Origin of the sequence: Coleofasciculus sp. FACHB-542 (genome assembly GCF_014695825.1) — a bacterium.
Taxonomy (GTDB): Bacteria; Cyanobacteriota; Cyanobacteriia; order Cyanobacteriales; family FACHB-T130; genus FACHB-T130.
Genome location: NZ_JACJPB010000032.1, coordinates 23,600 through 41,256, shown reverse-complemented (window position 1 = coordinate 41,256; position 17,657 = coordinate 23,600). Strand labels below are relative to the sequence as shown.

General features: G+C 42.5%; 14 protein-coding genes. 10 read left to right on the top strand and 4 right to left on the bottom strand.

What is annotated here, in order from left to right; translation table 11 throughout:
• Nucleotides 1-494: 494 nt before the first annotated feature.
• The 7 genes from H6F52_RS11050 to H6F52_RS11020 all read left to right on the top strand — a co-directional run bounded on the left by H6F52_RS11050 (nucleotide 495) and on the right by H6F52_RS11020 (nucleotide 5,866).
• The gene (locus tag H6F52_RS11050; RefSeq protein ID WP_190534594.1) at nucleotides 495-1,475 is read left to right on the top strand and encodes a restriction endonuclease; all 981 of its coding nucleotides are present in this window, start codon (nucleotides 495-497) and stop codon (nucleotides 1,473-1,475) included.
• 543 nt (nucleotides 1,476-2,018) lie between these two features.
• Nucleotides 2,019-2,255, top strand: a complete 237-nt coding sequence (locus H6F52_RS11045; RefSeq protein ID WP_190524781.1) for a hypothetical protein — start codon at nucleotides 2,019-2,021, stop codon at nucleotides 2,253-2,255.
• Complete coding sequence (locus H6F52_RS11040; RefSeq protein WP_190534591.1) at nucleotides 2,252-2,998, top strand: nucleotidyl transferase AbiEii/AbiGii toxin family protein; 747 nt, start codon at nucleotides 2,252-2,254, stop codon at nucleotides 2,996-2,998. The genes H6F52_RS11045 and H6F52_RS11040 overlap by 4 nt, the downstream gene beginning before the upstream one ends.
• Before the next feature lie 51 nt (nucleotides 2,999-3,049).
• Nucleotides 3,050-3,289: a type II toxin-antitoxin system Phd/YefM family antitoxin gene (locus tag H6F52_RS11035; protein WP_190534588.1), complete on the top strand. Its 240-nt coding sequence runs from the start codon at nucleotides 3,050-3,052 to the stop codon at nucleotides 3,287-3,289.
• Nucleotides 3,286-3,486: a type II toxin-antitoxin system VapC family toxin gene (locus H6F52_RS11030; RefSeq protein WP_190534585.1), complete on the top strand. Its 201-nt coding sequence runs from the start codon at nucleotides 3,286-3,288 to the stop codon at nucleotides 3,484-3,486. Before H6F52_RS11035 ends, H6F52_RS11030 begins: the two co-directional genes overlap by 4 nt.
• Nucleotides 3,487-4,037: 551 nt before the next feature.
• Nucleotides 4,038-4,844 carry a phytanoyl-CoA dioxygenase family protein gene (locus tag H6F52_RS11025; RefSeq protein WP_190534582.1) on the top strand — a complete coding sequence of 269 codons (807 nt, stop codon included), beginning with the start codon at nucleotides 4,038-4,040 and terminating at the stop codon, nucleotides 4,842-4,844.
• Nucleotides 4,845-4,846: 2 nt separating this feature from the next.
• Entirely contained in the window at nucleotides 4,847-5,866 is a 1,020-nt protein-coding gene (locus H6F52_RS11020; RefSeq protein ID WP_190534579.1) for a glycoside hydrolase family 43 protein, read from the top strand.
• Nucleotides 5,867-6,061: 195 nt separating this feature from the next.
• Here H6F52_RS11020 and H6F52_RS25730 read toward each other — a convergent pair whose 3' ends face one another.
• On the bottom strand, nucleotides 6,062-7,168 hold the full coding sequence (locus tag H6F52_RS25730) for a HAMP domain-containing sensor histidine kinase (protein ID WP_242033917.1): 1,107 nt from the start codon (nucleotides 7,166-7,168) through the stop codon (nucleotides 6,062-6,064).
• 695 nt (nucleotides 7,169-7,863) lie between these two features.
• The gene (locus tag H6F52_RS11010; RefSeq protein ID WP_190534577.1) at nucleotides 7,864-8,010 is read right to left on the bottom strand and encodes a hypothetical protein; all 147 of its coding nucleotides are present in this window, start codon (nucleotides 8,008-8,010) and stop codon (nucleotides 7,864-7,866) included.
• 256 nt (nucleotides 8,011-8,266) lie between these two features.
• Here H6F52_RS11010 and H6F52_RS11005 point away from each other — a divergent pair, with 256 nt between their 5' ends.
• From H6F52_RS11005 to H6F52_RS10995, 3 genes are all read left to right on the top strand, one after another.
• The gene (locus H6F52_RS11005) at nucleotides 8,267-9,238 is read left to right on the top strand and encodes a sodium-dependent bicarbonate transport family permease (RefSeq protein WP_190412389.1); all 972 of its coding nucleotides are present in this window, start codon (nucleotides 8,267-8,269) and stop codon (nucleotides 9,236-9,238) included.
• A 4-nt stretch (nucleotides 9,239-9,242) separates the two neighbouring features.
• The gene (locus H6F52_RS11000; RefSeq protein ID WP_190412390.1) at nucleotides 9,243-9,554 is read left to right on the top strand and encodes a P-II family nitrogen regulator; all 312 of its coding nucleotides are present in this window, start codon (nucleotides 9,243-9,245) and stop codon (nucleotides 9,552-9,554) included.
• A gap of 115 nt (nucleotides 9,555-9,669) precedes the next feature.
• On the top strand, nucleotides 9,670-10,386 hold the full coding sequence (locus tag H6F52_RS10995) for a carbonic anhydrase (protein ID WP_190524790.1): 717 nt from the start codon (nucleotides 9,670-9,672) through the stop codon (nucleotides 10,384-10,386).
• Nucleotides 10,387-10,970: 584 nt separating this feature from the next.
• On the opposite strand, the gene H6F52_RS10990 is transcribed toward H6F52_RS10995, so the two are convergent.
• Nucleotides 10,971-14,228 carry an RNaseH domain-containing protein gene (locus H6F52_RS10990; protein WP_190534574.1) on the bottom strand — a complete coding sequence of 1,086 codons (3,258 nt, stop codon included), beginning with the start codon at nucleotides 14,226-14,228 and terminating at the stop codon, nucleotides 10,971-10,973.
• Nucleotides 14,228-17,656 carry a hypothetical protein gene (locus H6F52_RS10985; protein WP_190534571.1) on the bottom strand — a complete coding sequence of 1,143 codons (3,429 nt, stop codon included), beginning with the start codon at nucleotides 17,654-17,656 and terminating at the stop codon, nucleotides 14,228-14,230. Before H6F52_RS10985 ends, H6F52_RS10990 begins: the two co-directional genes overlap by 1 nt.
• Nucleotide 17,657 lies beyond the last annotated feature (1 nt).

Below are 17,657 nucleotides of genomic sequence, written 5' to 3'. Positions count from 1 at the left end.
GTGTTTTCTTGTTCGTATGCTTTGACTACTTTTTCTCGAAAGTCGATGGAGTAAGGTTTCATTCTACCTGTTCATGCACTGACCTCAATGTACTCTATATACCTGCAATCTGCTGTATATTGGGCAAAACATCCTTGGGGCTTTGCACTTGTGGAATACTTCTAAAATAGATCATTTGTCTCTCAACGATCAACGGTTACACTATTAATAAAATTTATAGGTCCCACTTAAAGTATTAAAATATACTATAAACATGATTTTAGCCGTATACGCTTATTAGCCATTGCTGTTTAATAAGTCGAAAACTCCATAGCAATTTAAACTCAATCCAATTAGCTACAACCATTACAGCATAAAGACTTTAGCCACTCTGGATGTTAGTTACTTTGCAAGCAGTCTCTTACAGTAACCTAAATCAGTTCTAATTTAATAATGATACGCTTCAACATTATGTTACATTATTATTGTTACACTATTAAAGCAGTCTTGAGATCGTGAGCAGAGGAAATCCAAACTGGACCCGTAAGTATGGAGAGCCTACCAAAGTTGTCAGGTTGCCAGCTAGTCTAGCGGATGAAATATTAGAGCAACTCAAAGCGGATACTCCTACTGGTGAGGTTCTACAACAGTTAGCTTCGGATCACAAAGCAAAATTGACCATTGTTCAGGCAATTGCTCAAATTATGAGGATAGCTGAAAAACCACTGACAGTAGCAGAGATTTATGAGCAAATTATCGAAAACAACTTATATGAGTTCAAAGCCGATGATCCAGTTCAAGTTGTTCGTAGCCAGTTAAGAAGGCATTGCGAAGGCTTAGATTTTCCATCTGCTTTGCCCAATAAGTATTTTGTGATAGTCAAAGACGGAAAGTATTGGCTTAAAGATAGCCTATTACAAGAACCGAGAAAAGCTGACAAGAAAAGTTCTGAGCTTGAGAAGCTTAAGGCATCTGAGGAAGAACTGCTTAAGAAGCTTGAAGAAATCTATAGCAAATATTTAATAAACTTTCGAGATCGAGTTATTCAGCAAATATTAAGACTAGATAATTATGAATTTGAGCTTTTCAGTAAAAAGCTTTTAGAAGCTTTTAAGTTTCAAAACATTGAAATAACTGAAAAATATGAAGATGGAGGAGTAAAAGGTCATGGGGATCTTAAATTTGGTGTTGATTTCTTAAAATTTGCTTTTCGATTTAAACGAATAAAAATCGAACCCTCAGATGTTAATGAGTTTAGAGGCTCAATAGACGGTGAATTCAGGCAGGGTATGTTTTTTACCTTGTCCGAATTTACGGATAAGGCTAAGGAAACTGCTCGCAAGCCTGGGGCAATCCCAATTACGCTTATTGATGGTTCGCTCATAGTAGAGCGAATGATTGATGAAAGGCTTGGAATTGAGAAAATAAAAAGCTTTTCAACTTATATTAGTATATTAGATGATATTGCCTCGACAATAGCTGCCGGAAATAGATAAATTTTTATAGTCCGCTTTCTATCCTGAATTGGCAGTATTCTGATATAGTTATAAATTTGCAACTAAAGTTTGTGATCCAGAAAGTAATTTACTTGTAAAAGTGGGCAGTACTGAAGTCGAACAAGAAGCACTGACTGAAGTTGTTAATAAACAATTTTTCTGTATTCACCTGCATCGTCAAACATTGTACTGAACCGCCCGCCTGCTCCAAGTGCGTCCTACTTTTGCTCAAGTACAATGATCTAAATAGGAAATAGGACTAACAGTCGTTATCCTATAAGTATCTGATGCGAGTGGTGAGACGATCTATCGTGCAATCGTCTCCTGCACACTACGCGATCGCACCCCCAAAAACTAGGCAAAAATTTGATTAACTGCCGTCTAAGTATTTGTGTCAGGAAGCAAAATGCGACCGCTTTTCGTGAATAAATAGAGCGTTCGTGCCTGTAAATTGGTTTTGTTTGCACGTAGGTAGCAGCGCGAGCGCCGATGATTGGGCTATTCTAGAAGTAGAGTTAGCAAAAGTTGTCGATTAGAGGAGCTATGACAACCGCTACACCAACAACTAATTCACCTCTTGTCCCAAAAAGGCTGCTTTTTTTGGAGTCAATCTGCTGGCAAACAGGAGATGTCTATCGGTTTACTCCGGAGCAAATGCTGAGTCGCTATGAGCGGGGTTGGAAATATCGCCAGCTATTTAGCAATCTTGAAGACGAAGAACTAAGTTTCCTCAAAGAACTTGCAAAACGCTATAATTCCTGGCTACAAGCCTGTTTATGACCTTCAGGTTTGATCACCATCATAAAATCCTCACGATTCTTGAAAGTTTAGATGCTGAGGTACTTAGGAAGGGTTCTGCTTACTTCGGTGGTGGAACCCTTCTTGCACTTGATTTTGAAGAATACCGCTGGAGTAAGGACGTTGATTTTATCTCTCCTGTTGGTGAATCAGGCTACAAATACCTCCGCACAGTCATATTTGATGGTGGATATGAAGCATTGTTTCGCGATCTGAGTAGAATCCAAGTTGGACGTGGCACCACTGACCAGTATGGAATTCGGATGATGGTTATTGTTGATAATATCCCCATCAAGGCTGAAATTATCGCTGAAGCTCGTTTTCAACTAGATCCGCCAAGATATCCAAAGTGGTCATCTGTCGCCTGCTTAAGCCTCAATGACTGTTTCACATCCAAGCTGCTTTCAAATTGCGATCGCTACATGGACGACAGCGTTGAGGCAAGAGATTTAATCGATTTAGCAATTCTTAGGCTGCAATCTTCGATTCCACAGGAATCAATTGAGAAAGCTGAGAAAGCGTATGAAGTTATACGTCCTTTAAAACTTGCGATCGCACGCTTTCAGGAAAGACCGGATTACAGGCAGGAATGCTTTCTCAGTCTGCAAGTTGATAAAGTTAAGATACCCAGAATTATTGACGGTGTTGATTTCCTAGCTACGGATTTAGGCTTGGCTACCACCGAGAGACATTTTAAGGAGCAGCATGATATTTTTACTGATTGAGAAACACAAGAGGGAATAAGGGAAGAGCCATAACCATGCAAAAGTGACACTATGCTAACGGTAACGATTGAGGAAATTCAGCGAGATATTGCAACTTACGTTCACCAAGTCGAAGCAGGTGAGACTCTTATTGTCATGGAAGCAGGAAAGCCAGTTGCTGAAATTAGACCGATTTCGCCAACCGTTAAGCAACTTCGACCTTTTGCTTTGTGTGCTGGAGAGTTCACCGTACCAGATGATTTTGACACTCCTTTACCAAAAGAAATTCTGACTGCATTTGGGGGTACATGAAACTACTGTTTGATACCCATGTGTTTCTTTGGTTCATCAGTGGCGAGCGTCGATTATCAAATGACCGCAAGGGCAGTATCCGCGATCCAGACAATGAGGTATATCTGAGTGTTGTCTCAGTGTGGGAAGCAATTATCAAGTATCAATTAGGCAAGCGACCACTGGCAGAGTCTCCCGGAACTTATCTACCCAAATAGCGCGATCGCGTACCGTGCCGTAAGCATTCGGCATCTCATCGCCAATCTTCATCGAGATAAAAATAGTGTTACTCAACTTGCAAAACTAACCCAAAGTTTTTTTAAGATTTTAGGTAGTGATTGCTATTCTGCATCTATCGCGGGGAATAATAGTAATAAGTAGATGACGCTATGTTTTTCTTTAGGCAATGAGGAATCAGTTTTAGCAGCAGCGATGAAACTTCGAGAAGCTAGGTCACTAAGGCTTGTAGATAGGGAAATGACGATTGAACAATAGTCGTTAACGATTCAACTGTTTCAGGATGAGTGAAGGTTGTACAGCTTCATTCTTTACCCGCTGATTAAGCAACTCGGTCACAGTTTCATCTACAAAGTTCAGGAGATTCCATAAGCGCGAAACGTGGAACTTAGTGAACGATTGAACACCTGGTTAAGCAGTAATTACACGGAAGGTTTTGGGAGCAGCAAACCAGCTTCCTGAAACACTTTGCTCTGGTAAAGATAGATTTTACTTCAACTCTAACGCCCTGAATTGGAGCAGGAACAGCAACATGATTCAAACTACAGATACAGCTAAGTTTACGACGACTGACCTAAATCGCTTTGCTGAAGAACTCAATCGAGATGGAATTTGTGTAATTCGGGGTCTGTTTGACAGAAGATTAATCGAAGAGTGGGCAGACGCTTTTAATGAATTATTCCAAAAGCGCCAAAATCAACCGGGTGGTCTGGCACCTCGCGAACAAGCCCGCTTCTATCTAACCTTCCCCTGGGTTGCTCCCTTTGCCAATGTAGATGTGTTTGCGAATCCAGTAATTTTGGGGATTCTCAATCGCGTATTCTACCAAGAATATAAGATGGTGCAATTGGGGGCAGATATTCCAGTACAGGGTTCGGATTACCAAGAAATTCACCGGGACTTTCGCCCACTTTTCTCAGATCAGATAGTAACGCCACTCTACGCGCTGGCGGTTAACTTTCCACTGGTAGAAGTAACGGCGGACAATGGGCCGTTTCAAATGGCGCGGGGAACTCATGTCTTGCCTCGTGAGGAAGGGTTAGTGAAGGTCGCTGCTGGCGAAATTCCAATGGAGTCTTTTTATATGCAGCCGGGTGATGTGATGATTCGCTCTCCGTTGGCGCTACATCGAGGCTCGCCGAACCGGACAAACACACCCAGACCGATGGTTGTGATGGGCTATGTGATGCATTGGCTGCATACCGCGAAAGTGGACTTGACTGTGCAACGAGACTATTATGAAAGTCTGCCAGAGCAAGTAAGGGAATTACTGCGGTGCCATGTGGTAGAGCAGTTGCCAGAGAACAAAGTTGAAACCTACGTGAATTTCAAGTATTAGTAATGTCTCAAATTGAGCCGACGCCTGAAGAATTCCCTAACAAGCGCACCTACACGAATCCGGTGTACAACGGCTATTTTGCCGATCCGTTTGTTTGGAAACACCAGGGAGTATATTACGCAATCGGCACGGGTGCAGCAGAAGCAGAGGGAGAGGTGGACGAAATTGGCAAACAGCGCGTCTTTCCCCTCCTGCGCTCTGAGGACTTTGTAACCTGGGAATTCGCGGGTAATGCACTGTTGCGTCCAGACCCCGCCCTCGGAGATAACTATTGGGCACCGGAAGTTGCTTACTGCGATCGCAAGTTCTATCTTTATTACTCAGTCGGGCATGAAGATAAGAACCATCAGTTACGGGTTGCAACGAGCGATCGCCCGTTGGGACCTTATCAAGACATCGGTGAACCCCTCATAGACCCTGAATCGTGTCCTTTCGCCATCGATCCTCATGCCTTTCAGGATGACGATGGGCAATGGTATCTGTTCTATGCCCGCGATTTCTTGGATACAGAAGGAGGCGTAAGAGCTGGAACAGCGCTGATGGTAGACCGATTGATCGGGATGACAAAACTGGCTGGAGAGGGAAAAGTTGTTTTACGCGCCCGCTCTGACTGGCAGCGGTTTCTAGCAAACCGTTTGATGTACGGCGATCTCTATGATTGGCATACTTTAGAAGGCCCAAGCGTCCGCAAACATGGCGATCGCTACTACTGCTTTTACAGCGGTGGGCGCTGGGAAACGGAAAACTACGGTGTCGATTATGGCGTTGCAGATAGCGTCATGGGTCCCTACTCCGATGCGGGGAATGAAGCAGGACCCCGCGTATTGAAAACTGTTGTCGATCGGGTTCTCGGTCCCGGTCATAACTCGATCGTTGTCGGTCCCGATGGTAAAACTGATTACATCGCTTACCATGCTTGGGATACGGGCAGGTCAGCGCGGCGAATGTGCTTAGATAAATTGATTTGGATGGCGGACGGTCCGCGCTGCGATGGTCCCACCTGGACATCGCAGACTATCTAATCAGCGCCAGCGATCGCGCTTACCGAAACCGAAGCAATTCCAGCGATTGCTGGCGGCAAGATGTCGAGTGCGATCGCTCTTGAGGAGTGTCATGTATACGGACAATTCCCTAGAAAGATTTTTAGCCTAGAATCCAGGTTACAGAAATTGGCGACCGTCCTTCTTTTCACCAAAATCAGCGAAGAACCTTAGCCACTATGCCACCCGATCGGGAACTTTGGGTAACTTGATGATAAAGCTTGTTCCCTTGCCTTCAGCGCTTTCAACTTCAATCGTCCCTTCATGTGCTTCAGTAATACTCTTTACCAAAAATAATCCTAGTCCCCATCCCGTTTGCTCCTCAGCAGAGATAGTTCGACGAAATTGTTGAAATAGGATTGATTGAGCGTCTAGACTAATCGGATCGCCTTCATTATGGATAGTAAGGCTGATCTGCGTTTCAGTTTGCTGAAGCGTGAGTGTAATTGGCGTGCCAGACGCCCCATATTTCACAGCGTTAACTGCTAAGTTTTCAATCACCCGCCGTATTTCTTTACGGCTGCAATAACTCCTGATATCAGAATCACAAACCACAACAAACCGATCTCCATAAGCGAAGCTCAAATCCTCTACTACCTCTTGAACTAGCACCTCTAAATCGCATTCTTCAAATTCAATCTTTAAACTCTGCCCTGTCCGCAGCCGACTTGCATCAAGCAGATTTTGAATCATCGAATCCAGCCGATTGATCGCATTGAGCATCCTCACGGCTACATCCACGTGGCTATCTCCTCGTTCCATCCGACGCAGAGTCAGTTGAGTTCCCATTTTTACAACATTAAGGGGGCCTCTGAGGTCGTGAGTTAGCGTCACCATAAATAGCTCTTGAATATCTCGCAGCGTCTCGGAGAATTGAGTGGCAGCGTCATTAACGGCTTGCTCAATGGAGCCGATAATGATGTCTCGTTCCGTCACGTCTAAAGGCGCTTCTTCCTCTAAAACTTGAAAGATGACTTGACGAAGGATGTGGTACTCGAAAATGAGTTGACTCATGGAGTAGTCGGCATAACCGGCTCGCTCATGCCCATGCTTCTTACCAATCCGAGTGCTTTCTACCTTGTCGGCTGCGATTCGGGCAGGTGTCCTGTCAATCCTGTTTGAGAGTTCATTTACCAGTTGGTTTAAGTACAAAGGTAGCGAATTTTGTAAGACAAGAGACTCATGATGCATTGATGCTTTGACTTCATCACGCGCCCGCTCCTCCCACAGATGCATAATTCTTTCAGCATTTTGCTTAAGACGGTCAGACGCTTGATTAGACATCGTTCTTGATTCTCTGCATGCGTGCAGGTAAGGGAAAGTTTCCAAGATGTGGGTTTGATTGACTTTGAGCAGGTTCGGGCAGCAAGCAACAGAAGTTGCAATGCCTCTGTATACCCCGTCAAGTAGCAGACAAGGTTAAATTACCAAAGATGGTAAGTAGTTTGGACAAGCAGCAGAAAGATATAATTGTAGCGAACTGCAAACCCAAACGCTTCAAACCGCTTTCCAATACAAAACTGAAACTACATGAAATTGCAAATAAAAGGTTAGTCTAAACCCCAATAGCTGCAAATCAAATCACATTATCTGTAAACCGACTGCAAACATAATTTTGAAGCCACATTATCTGCCAATAGCTTTAGGGTAAGCGAAAAAAACTGCTCAAGGATTATTTTTAACTACTACAGTCCGATTTCTACCACTTCATTCGGGCATATATGTCTGGTCAATAAGTCCTTTTAATTCGGATACTTTTGGTAATGTATTCTAAAAACTAGCGTTGGTCAATCAAACTGCTACTTGATGAAGAGGAACTTGATACACAAAAGAAACCAGTAATGCAATTTTCTGATCGCTTTAGTGTGTATCTCTCTCAGGGGAAAATTATGCCAGTTTCGCTTCCTGACGATGAGATTTAACACCTCACTGCACTAAACGGCTGGATGAAAGCGCTTTACCAATTGGGTTGACAATTTTTAATGCGTCTGGGTCGTCATCGGTATACGAGCGATCGCCCTAGCCCAAAAACAGATTCCTGAGTTCTGGCTGTCATCCCCATAGCTAAGCCTAAACGTATCGAGAAATGGCATCAACGCCTCCATCTCCTGGAGAGGTACTGCCATTCTCACTACAATTCGCCCGTAATCGGCGCTGTTGTTGCAGTAGCGACTTCAGTTCTTGTCAAACCCATCTCCCGGCTGATTTCGGTAGTTAGAAAGGTTTTATTTATACTTAGTATAAAAATTTCCTATATCTTTTTAGCGGCTCAATTGCCATACAGTGGTTCTACGCAACATCTGATGCGTAGAACCACTGTGTCACTTCAGTCATGATTAAAACCTTTTTCAAATTCTTGGTTATCCAGGATGGGGAGTAGATATGGATACAAGCCTGATCGTTTCTAATATCCTAAATCCACCAATCCTATTCTTCTTTCTAGGTATGGTGGCAGTTTTTGTTAAATCGGATCTGGAAATTCCGGCTCCTTTCCCAAAGTTACTGTCACTTTATCTACTATTTTCCATTGGCTTTAAGGGAGGAGTAGAACTGATTAAAAGCGGCTTAACCCAGGAAGTGATATTCACCATGCTGGCAGCCGTATTGATGGCGTGTGCCGTCCCGATCTATACCTTTTTTATCCTGAAGCTGAAGCTGGATATCTACGATGCAGCAGCGATCGCCGCGACTTATGGCTCCATCAGTGCCGTAACTTTTATCACGGCAGGAGCTTTTTTGACCGAGTTGGGGATTGATTATGATGGTTATATGGTTGCAGCCCTAGCGCTTATGGAATCTCCGGCTATCATCGTCGGGCTGATTCTGGTCAATCTATTCACACCCAGCCAGGGAGATCGGGACTTTTCCTGGCCCGAAGTGTTGCAAGAAGCCTTCCTGAATAGCTCCGTATTTCTGCTGGTTGGTAGCCTGATCATCGGAGTCCTAACTGGAGAACGCGGTTGGCACACTTTGGAACCCTTTACTCAGGGATTGTTCTACGGTATCCTGACCTTCTTTTTGCTCGACATGGGGTTGGTTGCAGCTAGAAGGATTAAGGACTTGCAAAAAACGGGCGTTTTTCTCATTTCTTTTGCAATACTAATCCCAATCCTCAATGCAGGCATTGGAATTTTGATTGCAAAATTCATCGGAATGCCCAAGGGGGACGCGCTCTTATTTGCGGTACTTTGTGCAAGTGCTTCTTATATTGCTGTTCCCGCCGCTATGCGTTTAACGGTTCCTGAAGCGAATCCTAGCTTGTACGTTTCTACCGCACTAGCTGTAACGTTTCCTTTCAACATCATTGTCGGAATTCCCGTATATCTGTACGGCATTGAGATGCTTTGGAGATAACATCATGCATTCAGTTAAACGAATAGAAGTCATTGCAAATTCAGTTGAACTTGGCAAAATTTTAGACAGTTTAAAAAAATCAGGTGTAACCGGGCACCTAGTCATCCGAAATGTTGCCGGACAGGGGCTTAGAGGGGGTTCTGAAGATTTAGATATGACGATGCTGGATAATGTCTATGTCATCGCATTTTGTGCGCCAGAAAAACTTAAAGGTGCTGTGGAAATTATTCGACCAATCCTCAACAAGTTTGGAGGCAGTTGTTACATTTCTGATGCGATGGAAATTCGCTCGACGAGATGCGTTGCTTCATTGTAAGGCGGCTGTTTCTATCTTCTGTGAAATCTGAAGAAACTAAAAAACAAAAATAAAGTCTAGCTTCGGCTTTGAACTTTGAATCGTTTATTCTGCAACTTTTACTTCTTCAATAGCGATGAATCAAAACAATGGGTTGATGGGGCGGCGCAATTTCTTGAATTTAACGGGAACTGGCGGAATAGCACTGATGGCTGCTGTGACAGGAAGTGCATTCTGGGGTGTGCAAGCAAATCGAGCGATCGCAGCGACCGTTGAGCCTCCCAGCCCTGATGCCGCCCTAAAACGGTTGATGGAGGGCAATCAACGGTTTGTGCAACACAAGGCTAAACATCCCGATCAATCAGAGGCACGGGTTAAAGAAATTGCCCAAGCACAACACCCTTTTGCAACGCTGCTAACCTGCGCGGATTCGCGGGTATCTGCGGAAATTTTGTTTGACGAAGGACTCGGTGACTTATTTGATATCCGGGTTGCCGGAAATATTGTGACTCCAGAAGTGCTTGGCAGTTTGGAATACGCTGTCGCTATCCTCGGTACTCCTGTGATTATGGTTTTAGGTCACGAACGCTGTGGTGCTGTCACTGCCGCAGTCCAGGGGGAACGTCTCCCTGGAAGCATGAATTCTTTTGTTAAAGCCATCAAACCTGCGATCGCTAAGACAAAAGATGAATCAGGCGATCCGGTTGATAACGCTGTAGTTGCAAACGTTCGGTATCAAATTGAGAAATTAAAACAAAATTCAACGATCGTTTCGGAACGATTGCTAGATGACAAGCTCAAAATTGTCGGAGGTCGTTACGATCTGGATACCGGAAAAGTCACATTGATTTAGGATTGCGTATAGCAGACATCTGAATTTCCATCAATGCTGATTCCACTGCTGCGAACATTCGCTCTGCTAACGCTGAGACTAGATAAATTCGCCCCTACTCTCTCTGCTAAATGATGGTTGCAATAGATGGGTAGGGGCATTTGCATAGCCTGGTAGATAAACCCCGCAGGTAAATAAGCCTACCTTGGACAAGTATAGCTAACGTTCGGCTTTAAGTAATTAATACATGGCATAGAAGTTTAGCCTGTACAGTCAGCATCAGTTAATTGTCGTGCTAGTCCATCCGGTAAGCTATTTGTGGGGAACTGATGATTGGTTAATCAAGGTAGTTACTCTCGTGCATTCTGTGCCGATGCCATAGATCACACACAGGGCAGCTTATTACCCTCAGCAAGCTGATAAAAGTTGCAACATCCACTCTAATCACAAAAGTAACTTTTACAGCTTGTATCAAATACCAGACTGGCTAAATCGGTATATTTTACTTACCTATTCAGATTATTTTGTCATTAAATTACCTCATGCTGAAATCTCTCAAATTAGAATCCTGGCAATATCACAAGCAATCAAATTAAAATTCAAATTCATTCTAAGTCTTGTTCAGCTTCAGTGTCTTCATTCTCAATAGCAAAATCACTGATGTAATCACGTACAACTCGTTCAAAAAATAGGGGAGCAGGTAATGATGTCCAATCGCTATAGTGACCAAAGCCGTAGCGTAGCGATTGCACTAATTCAGCTAACTGATCGGACTTGTCTTTTTCTTGTTTTAAAGTAACTACAATCTCAAGGGCATTTGGAGTAGGCCATCGTTTCACAAACGGCGGTCTAGTTGAGAGTTGATGAACTCCCAACCTAGCTTTGTTAAAGAGTGTTTTTTGTGAACCATCCTCATTTTTTTCTTTAGCAGGTCTACTTGCTCGGATTCGACGATAACAACTTTGTCCACGATAATTCTGATGCAGCGTCTTGTCCCCAACAGAAAGATAGGCAACGCATCCAGTTTGATTAGTTGCAGTGAGTCGGAATAAGCCTCTAGCATCAGATGCTGAAGGAATTTTGAGTGTAGGACGTAATTTCTTTATCTCCTTTTTTGACCGTGTATCTTCTAGAGAGGTTTCAACTAGGTATCTTTCTTTTTTGTCAACTATTCCAGGCGCAAGGTCTTGACGAATGCGGATTAGACGTGCGCCATCCCACTCTTTGTCTATTGGCTCACATAAGGACGATTCTGAGCGCGATCGCTCAAAAGTTATTTTATTATAATTCAGTCTGGAATCTGCAAGCCAAGACCATAACTGAACGCAGTTAGAAGAATCAATAATTACTAGAGGGTTAGCGGCTGCATCCACAGAGTTGGTGATGATTTGCTTCACAAATTCCATGAAACGATCGGGTCTCTTAGCTGAGTCATCTGCTAGTTTGATTGGAGATAGTTCAGCAATGAAAGCAAGTGCATCAGGAAAGCTTTTCCAAGGACTAATTTCTAAACGATTAATATTCTTGTCTTGATAAGCACAACAAAGCTCACATTTTCCTGTATCTACCTTAAGGCGCATTGCTACTGGTAGAAATGTATTTTCAATTCGACCGCGAACGCGACCTTTTTGTTTGCGAACTACAGTAATTGCTATGATTTCTTTTGGTTGATATTCGGGTAGAGTATCTTGCAGGCACTTGTTAACCTTCTCTTGCACATTATCAATGCGACCAGCATGAGCAGAAAGCAAATCATTGAGCGCAGATTGCATACGATGGAAAAAATTATCTAGCCTGAAGCCATTTGTTTTGGGATTTTTTTTAATCGGTTCAAGAAATTGCACACAAGCACGAGCTTTTGTAGCTAATGCTTGGCGAGTTGAAGGTTTGTTCACTTTATCGTCAGGTAAAGCAGTTTTTTTACCGCTAGAATCCGGGTAAAATTTCCGCGCTACGATTAGACAGAAGGTTGGCTGGTTGCGGTCTGCAAGTTGTTTAGCAGTGTGTTCCCACGCTTCAATTCGTTTACGCGATCGCTCTTTAGCCGATTTCAATTCTTTACCAGGCAATAACTGTCGCGGGCCATGAGTATGTTTTGGTAATTTGTTGATTTCAACTTTGAGCGTATCGCCCCACAAAACGCGAACAATTGCCTTTAAAAATTTTACTTCTCTTTGCAATACATCTTCGTATAAAATCCACAATGAGGGTTTCTCATTAGGATAGAGCCGTCGCATAGCCGCTTGGTTGGCATGAATTAAAACTTTTAACTCGGTAGCTTGATCTGCCAACTTCTTACCTTTGGTATAACCAAGACTTTTTCTGCCATCATGAATATCTTGTAAACCGATATTGAAGCTTTGACTCAGTAAGCTTTCCAGTTCATCGTCTTTCAGCGTGTCCAAATACTTTGGAGTAAAATCTGAACTACCATCAGTTTTACGCCTGTCCAAACTTGCCCCAAGTATGGTAAAAATATTGATTTCCCGCAGTTCTGGCTTATCAACCTTGTGACCAGCATTTTTCTCTAATTTTACCTTTTTGTAGTTCTCGAAGGGTTTAAGTCCAACTGGTTCAAGAATTTCTGCGATTGCCTCAAACGCTTCTAATTTATCAATTTCTGGTACACCTGTTTCAACCCCAGGCGTTTCCCAACTATCCTCATCTTCGTCTGAATTATCTTGTAGTCCATTACGGTGAGTCAACAGCACTTGACATCGCTCAGTTGAAGCTTTCCCCAAAGCGATTTTTTGCCCATCTATATCTTGACCATTAGGCGTTTTCATTGGTAGTTGCAGTTGGCGGCGTAAAGCTTCAAAATCTTTGTCTGTTTCCCAGTTATAATTATTGTTTTCATCTCGCTTGCAGATAACTTTGTAACTAAAAGCGCGATCGGGATAATCTTCAGAAAAGACAAAACCGGAAATATTATTTTCATAATATTTAGGAGCTTTTAGTTGGTTTAACCAGCGTCGCTTAGAAACATCTATTTTGAGCAAAGGTTGATGCAAAGAGGGATAAGTAACAACTTCCAGTCGCACTATTAAACTGAATTTTCCTTTTGTCTTGTCTAAGGAAATGGGAGCAGTGATTAGTTCTGCAATACCAGAAGTTATACTAACTCCACTGGAAAGTATGCGTTTCATTCCTCCCAAACCATGAAAAATTTCTTTTCCATTAATTAGGCGAGCCGCATAATCTGCTAACATTCGATAATCATGGTTCTTACTGTGCTGAGTTGTTCCGGTTTGAGGAGACCAAGTCCAAGGAAGCACTTGAGATTCTATAGAAGTAATTGTCAGGAAGTTTCCCTGCTCTTGTAAATCTTCTAATCGTCCAATAATTTTTGGTGATACTTTATATTTCTCTGCAAAAGGTTTTAAAAAGTTTGTTAGCCAATCGTTTAGAACTTGACGCAAAGATTTTTTAATTTCCTCCACACTACTATCAGCAATGTAAGCAAAAGGTTCTATTTGAGGGCTTTTAGCAGTCAAAATATAATGACTCAAACCTAAATTTGAGTGAATCCGCATTGCGTCTTTAAGTGCTACCTCTAGATATCCTCGCAGTGAGGCATAAGGTAAATTTTTCCATGCTGATTTGTGATTATTGCTAGTTGCTTTGTGAATGGCTGATAAACTTTCTATAGCTGCATTTGTCCAAGCAAGTGCATAGCCTGAAACTTTCACTGGTGGTAGTTCATCCGGTGCAGTAAACGCTAAAGGTATAAGTTTAATACTTTGCTGCCCTATCGGGATATACAGCGATTCTAAAAGTAAATTTGTTTCAATTGCTTCATCTTCATTTAATTCGGATAAATCCTCATTAAATTCCATGTCATTACCAAAATAGTTACTCATCATTACATCTCCAAGAATGGTGAAAAATTATCAAATTCTTCTTCGTCAGTTAACTCTTCTGTGAAACGCAACTCTTCAGGAAGAATAACTCCTTGAATACGCCGCAGAGGTTCAAGAAACGCTCCGTAAAGTTCCTCATAAATTTCTCGAATTACAGGATCGGAATGGTTGATACATTCCTCCAAAATCATTCGCATTTGCACCAGCATACTATCTCGACCAGAATCAGGCTTTTCTTGAGTAGATTTACTTGCCCAAGCGGCATCGACAAAGTAAACTTTTACTGGGCAACCATTCCGCATTCCTCGACCAATAGTTTGCAAAATGCCAACCATTTGATTGGCTGTAAATGGTTCAAATAATTTGTCTCCTAAGCGACTAGCCATTAAAGGTTCTCTTAACAAGCGATTAGTAATTCGTTGGAGGTCATTTCTGGATTTTTTTAAAGCTTCAGCGATCGCATTCAAATCTTCTGCTTCTTTAAAAAGTCGGCGGTTAAATTCTTCAGTTGCTCTCCCTGCTAAACTGTAAAAAAGCTGCATATCATCAGTCAAAGGATGCGGACGAGTAAGGAAGTAAATTGAACCGATAGCAGCATCAAGTTTTCTCAGCCCTTTAGTAAAAACAATATTTACTCCTCGACCGATTGCCAGCATGGGAAATATGATGATATCGCAGTTTTTATCATCTCCAAGAGCTTCGCATTGGGCGGTAGTCACAAAATCTGATGGTTGTTCGCCATCTCTCAGGGAGTGAACAACTGCCTTAGTACAACGACCGATTTGTGGATAGTAATCATTAATATATTTTTTAATAGTACGAGCTTGTTCGTAACTATTAACAATTAAAGCTGCTTTGCGCTGAATATTATCCCTAAAATCAAACTTCCGAATTGTTTTATAAATATCAGAATTTGTACCCCCTTGTACCAAAGCATCGACCATTAGCTTCAGATTGCGATCGCGCAGATCCCCAGCACCGCTATATCGCAAAGGTTCACCTCCACGCTGGCGATCGGGGAACCATCTAAAAAAATACTCACTCTTATTGGAATGTTCTTGTTTCGTCGGACGGGGTTTGAGTAAGTAGTGAGGGTAGGAGCCAGCGTTAATGTGATAAGCTGGGCTAGCTTCTAGAAACGACGTTGCTGAAGTCATCAAAACGGCTGGGCCAGAATGTTCTTGTTCAGCTTCAAACAACTGATGAAAACGATGCATGAGTATGCGAGGCGCACCGATAAAAGTAATGTAAGATAGCTCTACATTCTTGGCAGTAGTGCGAGTTGTTTTAGCTTTGGAAAAACTGTATTTCACTCCTGAAAAAGAACCCAAAATATTTTCTGAGGTAAGCTTGCGGAGTTCTGACGAACCTGTGGCTTCAACTATTGGCTCTCGAATTAATCCTTCTGCTACCATTGTCCGTGTTCCTGGGACAATTCGCTGATAGCCTAACATCACAAAAGTTACACATACAAGCAATTTGATGACATCTTCTGCATCTGTTGGTTGGGAGCGATCGCGGAAGCAAATTTTTAGGAATAATTCACCAATTTCTTTAACAATTCTGTCTCGTTTTTGGATAAGATTTTCAGCTAAATAGCGGCGGAAATATATTATGAGAGTCTGCCAATCTTTTCCAAATTTTTCACTGTCTACTTCTAAAACTTTGGCACACCGAGCGACTTCAGACCAATGAGAGGGTTCTATACCTGTGCGATCGTAAAAAGCCTGATAGCCTGCTCTTTCCCAAAATTCTTTTAAGGCGCGGTTACGACTGAAGCCTAATCTCACTTCTTGCTCGTCTAATTCATCCCTTTTAGGTTTTTTTCCTAAACCATCTAAGAGATCGCTAATAATTCTAACAGGAGTAAGCAACTGATCTTTATAACGCTCACCTATTCGGGAAGATGTATTCCCTGACGACATATTCTGTACAGTAGTGATAAAAGAAGTATTGTGATTGCCAAATTCTGATAAATCGCGGCTGTAAAGTTCTACATCTCGGTCGAATAGCCGATAATTTTCCCCACCAGCAAAACGGTTATGAATTTGTTCCTGAATCACTCGATGAAGAGATTTTTTAGAACCAGAAAGACTGAGAGTAGCTGCACCATATTTATCGAGGTTAGATTGCACCATGTCCGCTTCGTCGAAAACGACGAGATCGAATGTGCGAGCAATTAATTCAAAATACTGAATTTTTTCTTGAATGGCGTGAGGTGATACTGGGGTATCCATTGAATATACGTGTCCCACCCAGATATTAGCCTCTACTAAATCTCGTGGAGCCTTGTTACGTCCACACATTGTCCACAAGGGGCAAAGATGTTTTTTCATCTTTCCTTTCTTACCCCCGCTTTGCCAAATCTCATTGCAAGGTGCATCACCAAAACCCCACATTGAGGTATCAGCAGATGAAAAAGCTGGCAGAACACAATTGAGTGCAAAAACATCTGCTCCTGGTAAAGTATGAGCAAAACCACCATTACCACCAGCAGCGATCGCTTCAGCAACGTTATCAGCGTGTCGGCGGCGAGTTTCGTCACTTTGACCGACTAACATCCCCACCTTAACTTGATGAAATTCCAGTTCAACCATGTATTGTCTAGCAACTTCAATGGAAGGAAACACGAACATTGCTTTGTAACCATTTCTTCCTAGCCAGACAGCTATCAAAATTAGAATTGTTGTTTTGCCCGATCCTGGCAGTCCAATTAGGTGTTTAATTCCTGCTAATTCAAGTATTTCTGTTTCTTCCTTCAATCCCTTACCAATTTCTGGCACCATTAAGGCAAAACGCTCAAAGCGTTCTAACCAGCTACTAAGTCGTTTTTCTGGATATTGCTTTTCGCGAGCATCCATTTCTTTTGCCAAATTCCTTAATTCCTTTAAGGGAATACGGATAGTTCCTTTTGGTAAACGTAAAAGTGAATGTCTGCGGCGTTCTGCTAGGGGGACATCTCGCAAATCAATCTGTACTCTTTCAGCGTTTGTTTCTTCACCTAGAGAAACTACCATTGGCTGAAGGGGATTGGCAATGGTAGTAGCGTGTGGTTCGTAGGGTAGAGGAGAACTTAAAATTTCACGCGCCTGAGCAATTGATGAATCTTCAAGAGTATCTGTTCGTGTAAATTCAAGTGTTTCTGCGTCAATTTTATAAGCGCCAGTAGTGTTTTCGCGATAGTGATAGTCGTTGTAAATTGCCACTGCATGCTTAACTAACGGCTCTGTCACCAATTCCAGTGACATCTGCCGCATATTAAAGATAGCTTGGCGTGCTGAACTTAGAGCAGGCGCATTCAAAATGCTAGCCATACCCGACATCACAACAGGCGCATATTTGAGTGAATTAGTGCCGATAAATTCTTCCATTAAGACGCACAGCCAGCAGATGCGGTTTGCGCCTTTCCAAAAATCAGGTTTGTTCCGCATA

Bases quoted from the DNA above. Each gene is read 5' to 3' on its own strand.
- H6F52_RS11045 (WP_190524781.1), top strand. From the start codon at position 2,019: ATGACAACCGCTACACCAACAACTAATTCACCTCTTGTCCCAAAAAGG.
- H6F52_RS11040 (WP_190534591.1), top strand. From the start codon at position 2,252: ATGACCTTCAGGTTTGATCACCATCATAAAATCCTCACGATTCTTGAA.
- H6F52_RS11035 (WP_190534588.1), top strand. From the start codon at position 3,050: ATGCTAACGGTAACGATTGAGGAAATTCAGCGAGATATTGCAACTTAC.
- H6F52_RS11030 (WP_190534585.1), top strand. From the start codon at position 3,286: ATGAAACTACTGTTTGATACCCATGTGTTTCTTTGGTTCATCAGTGGC.
- H6F52_RS11025 (WP_190534582.1), top strand. From the start codon at position 4,038: ATGATTCAAACTACAGATACAGCTAAGTTTACGACGACTGACCTAAAT.
- H6F52_RS11020 (WP_190534579.1), top strand. From the start codon at position 4,847: ATGTCTCAAATTGAGCCGACGCCTGAAGAATTCCCTAACAAGCGCACC.
- H6F52_RS25730 (WP_242033917.1), bottom strand. From the start codon at position 7,168: ATGTCTAATCAAGCGTCTGACCGTCTTAAGCAAAATGCTGAAAGAATT.
- H6F52_RS11010 (WP_190534577.1), bottom strand. From the start codon at position 8,010: ATGGCAGTACCTCTCCAGGAGATGGAGGCGTTGATGCCATTTCTCGAT.
- H6F52_RS11005 (WP_190412389.1), top strand. From the start codon at position 8,267: ATGGATACAAGCCTGATCGTTTCTAATATCCTAAATCCACCAATCCTA.
- H6F52_RS11000 (WP_190412390.1), top strand. From the start codon at position 9,243: ATGCATTCAGTTAAACGAATAGAAGTCATTGCAAATTCAGTTGAACTT.
- H6F52_RS10995 (WP_190524790.1), top strand. From the start codon at position 9,670: ATGAATCAAAACAATGGGTTGATGGGGCGGCGCAATTTCTTGAATTTA.
- H6F52_RS10990 (WP_190534574.1), bottom strand. From the start codon at position 14,228: ATGATGAGTAACTATTTTGGTAATGACATGGAATTTAATGAGGATTTA.
- H6F52_RS10985 (WP_190534571.1), bottom strand. From the start codon at position 17,656: ATGCGGAACAAACCTGATTTTTGGAAAGGCGCAAACCGCATCTGCTGG.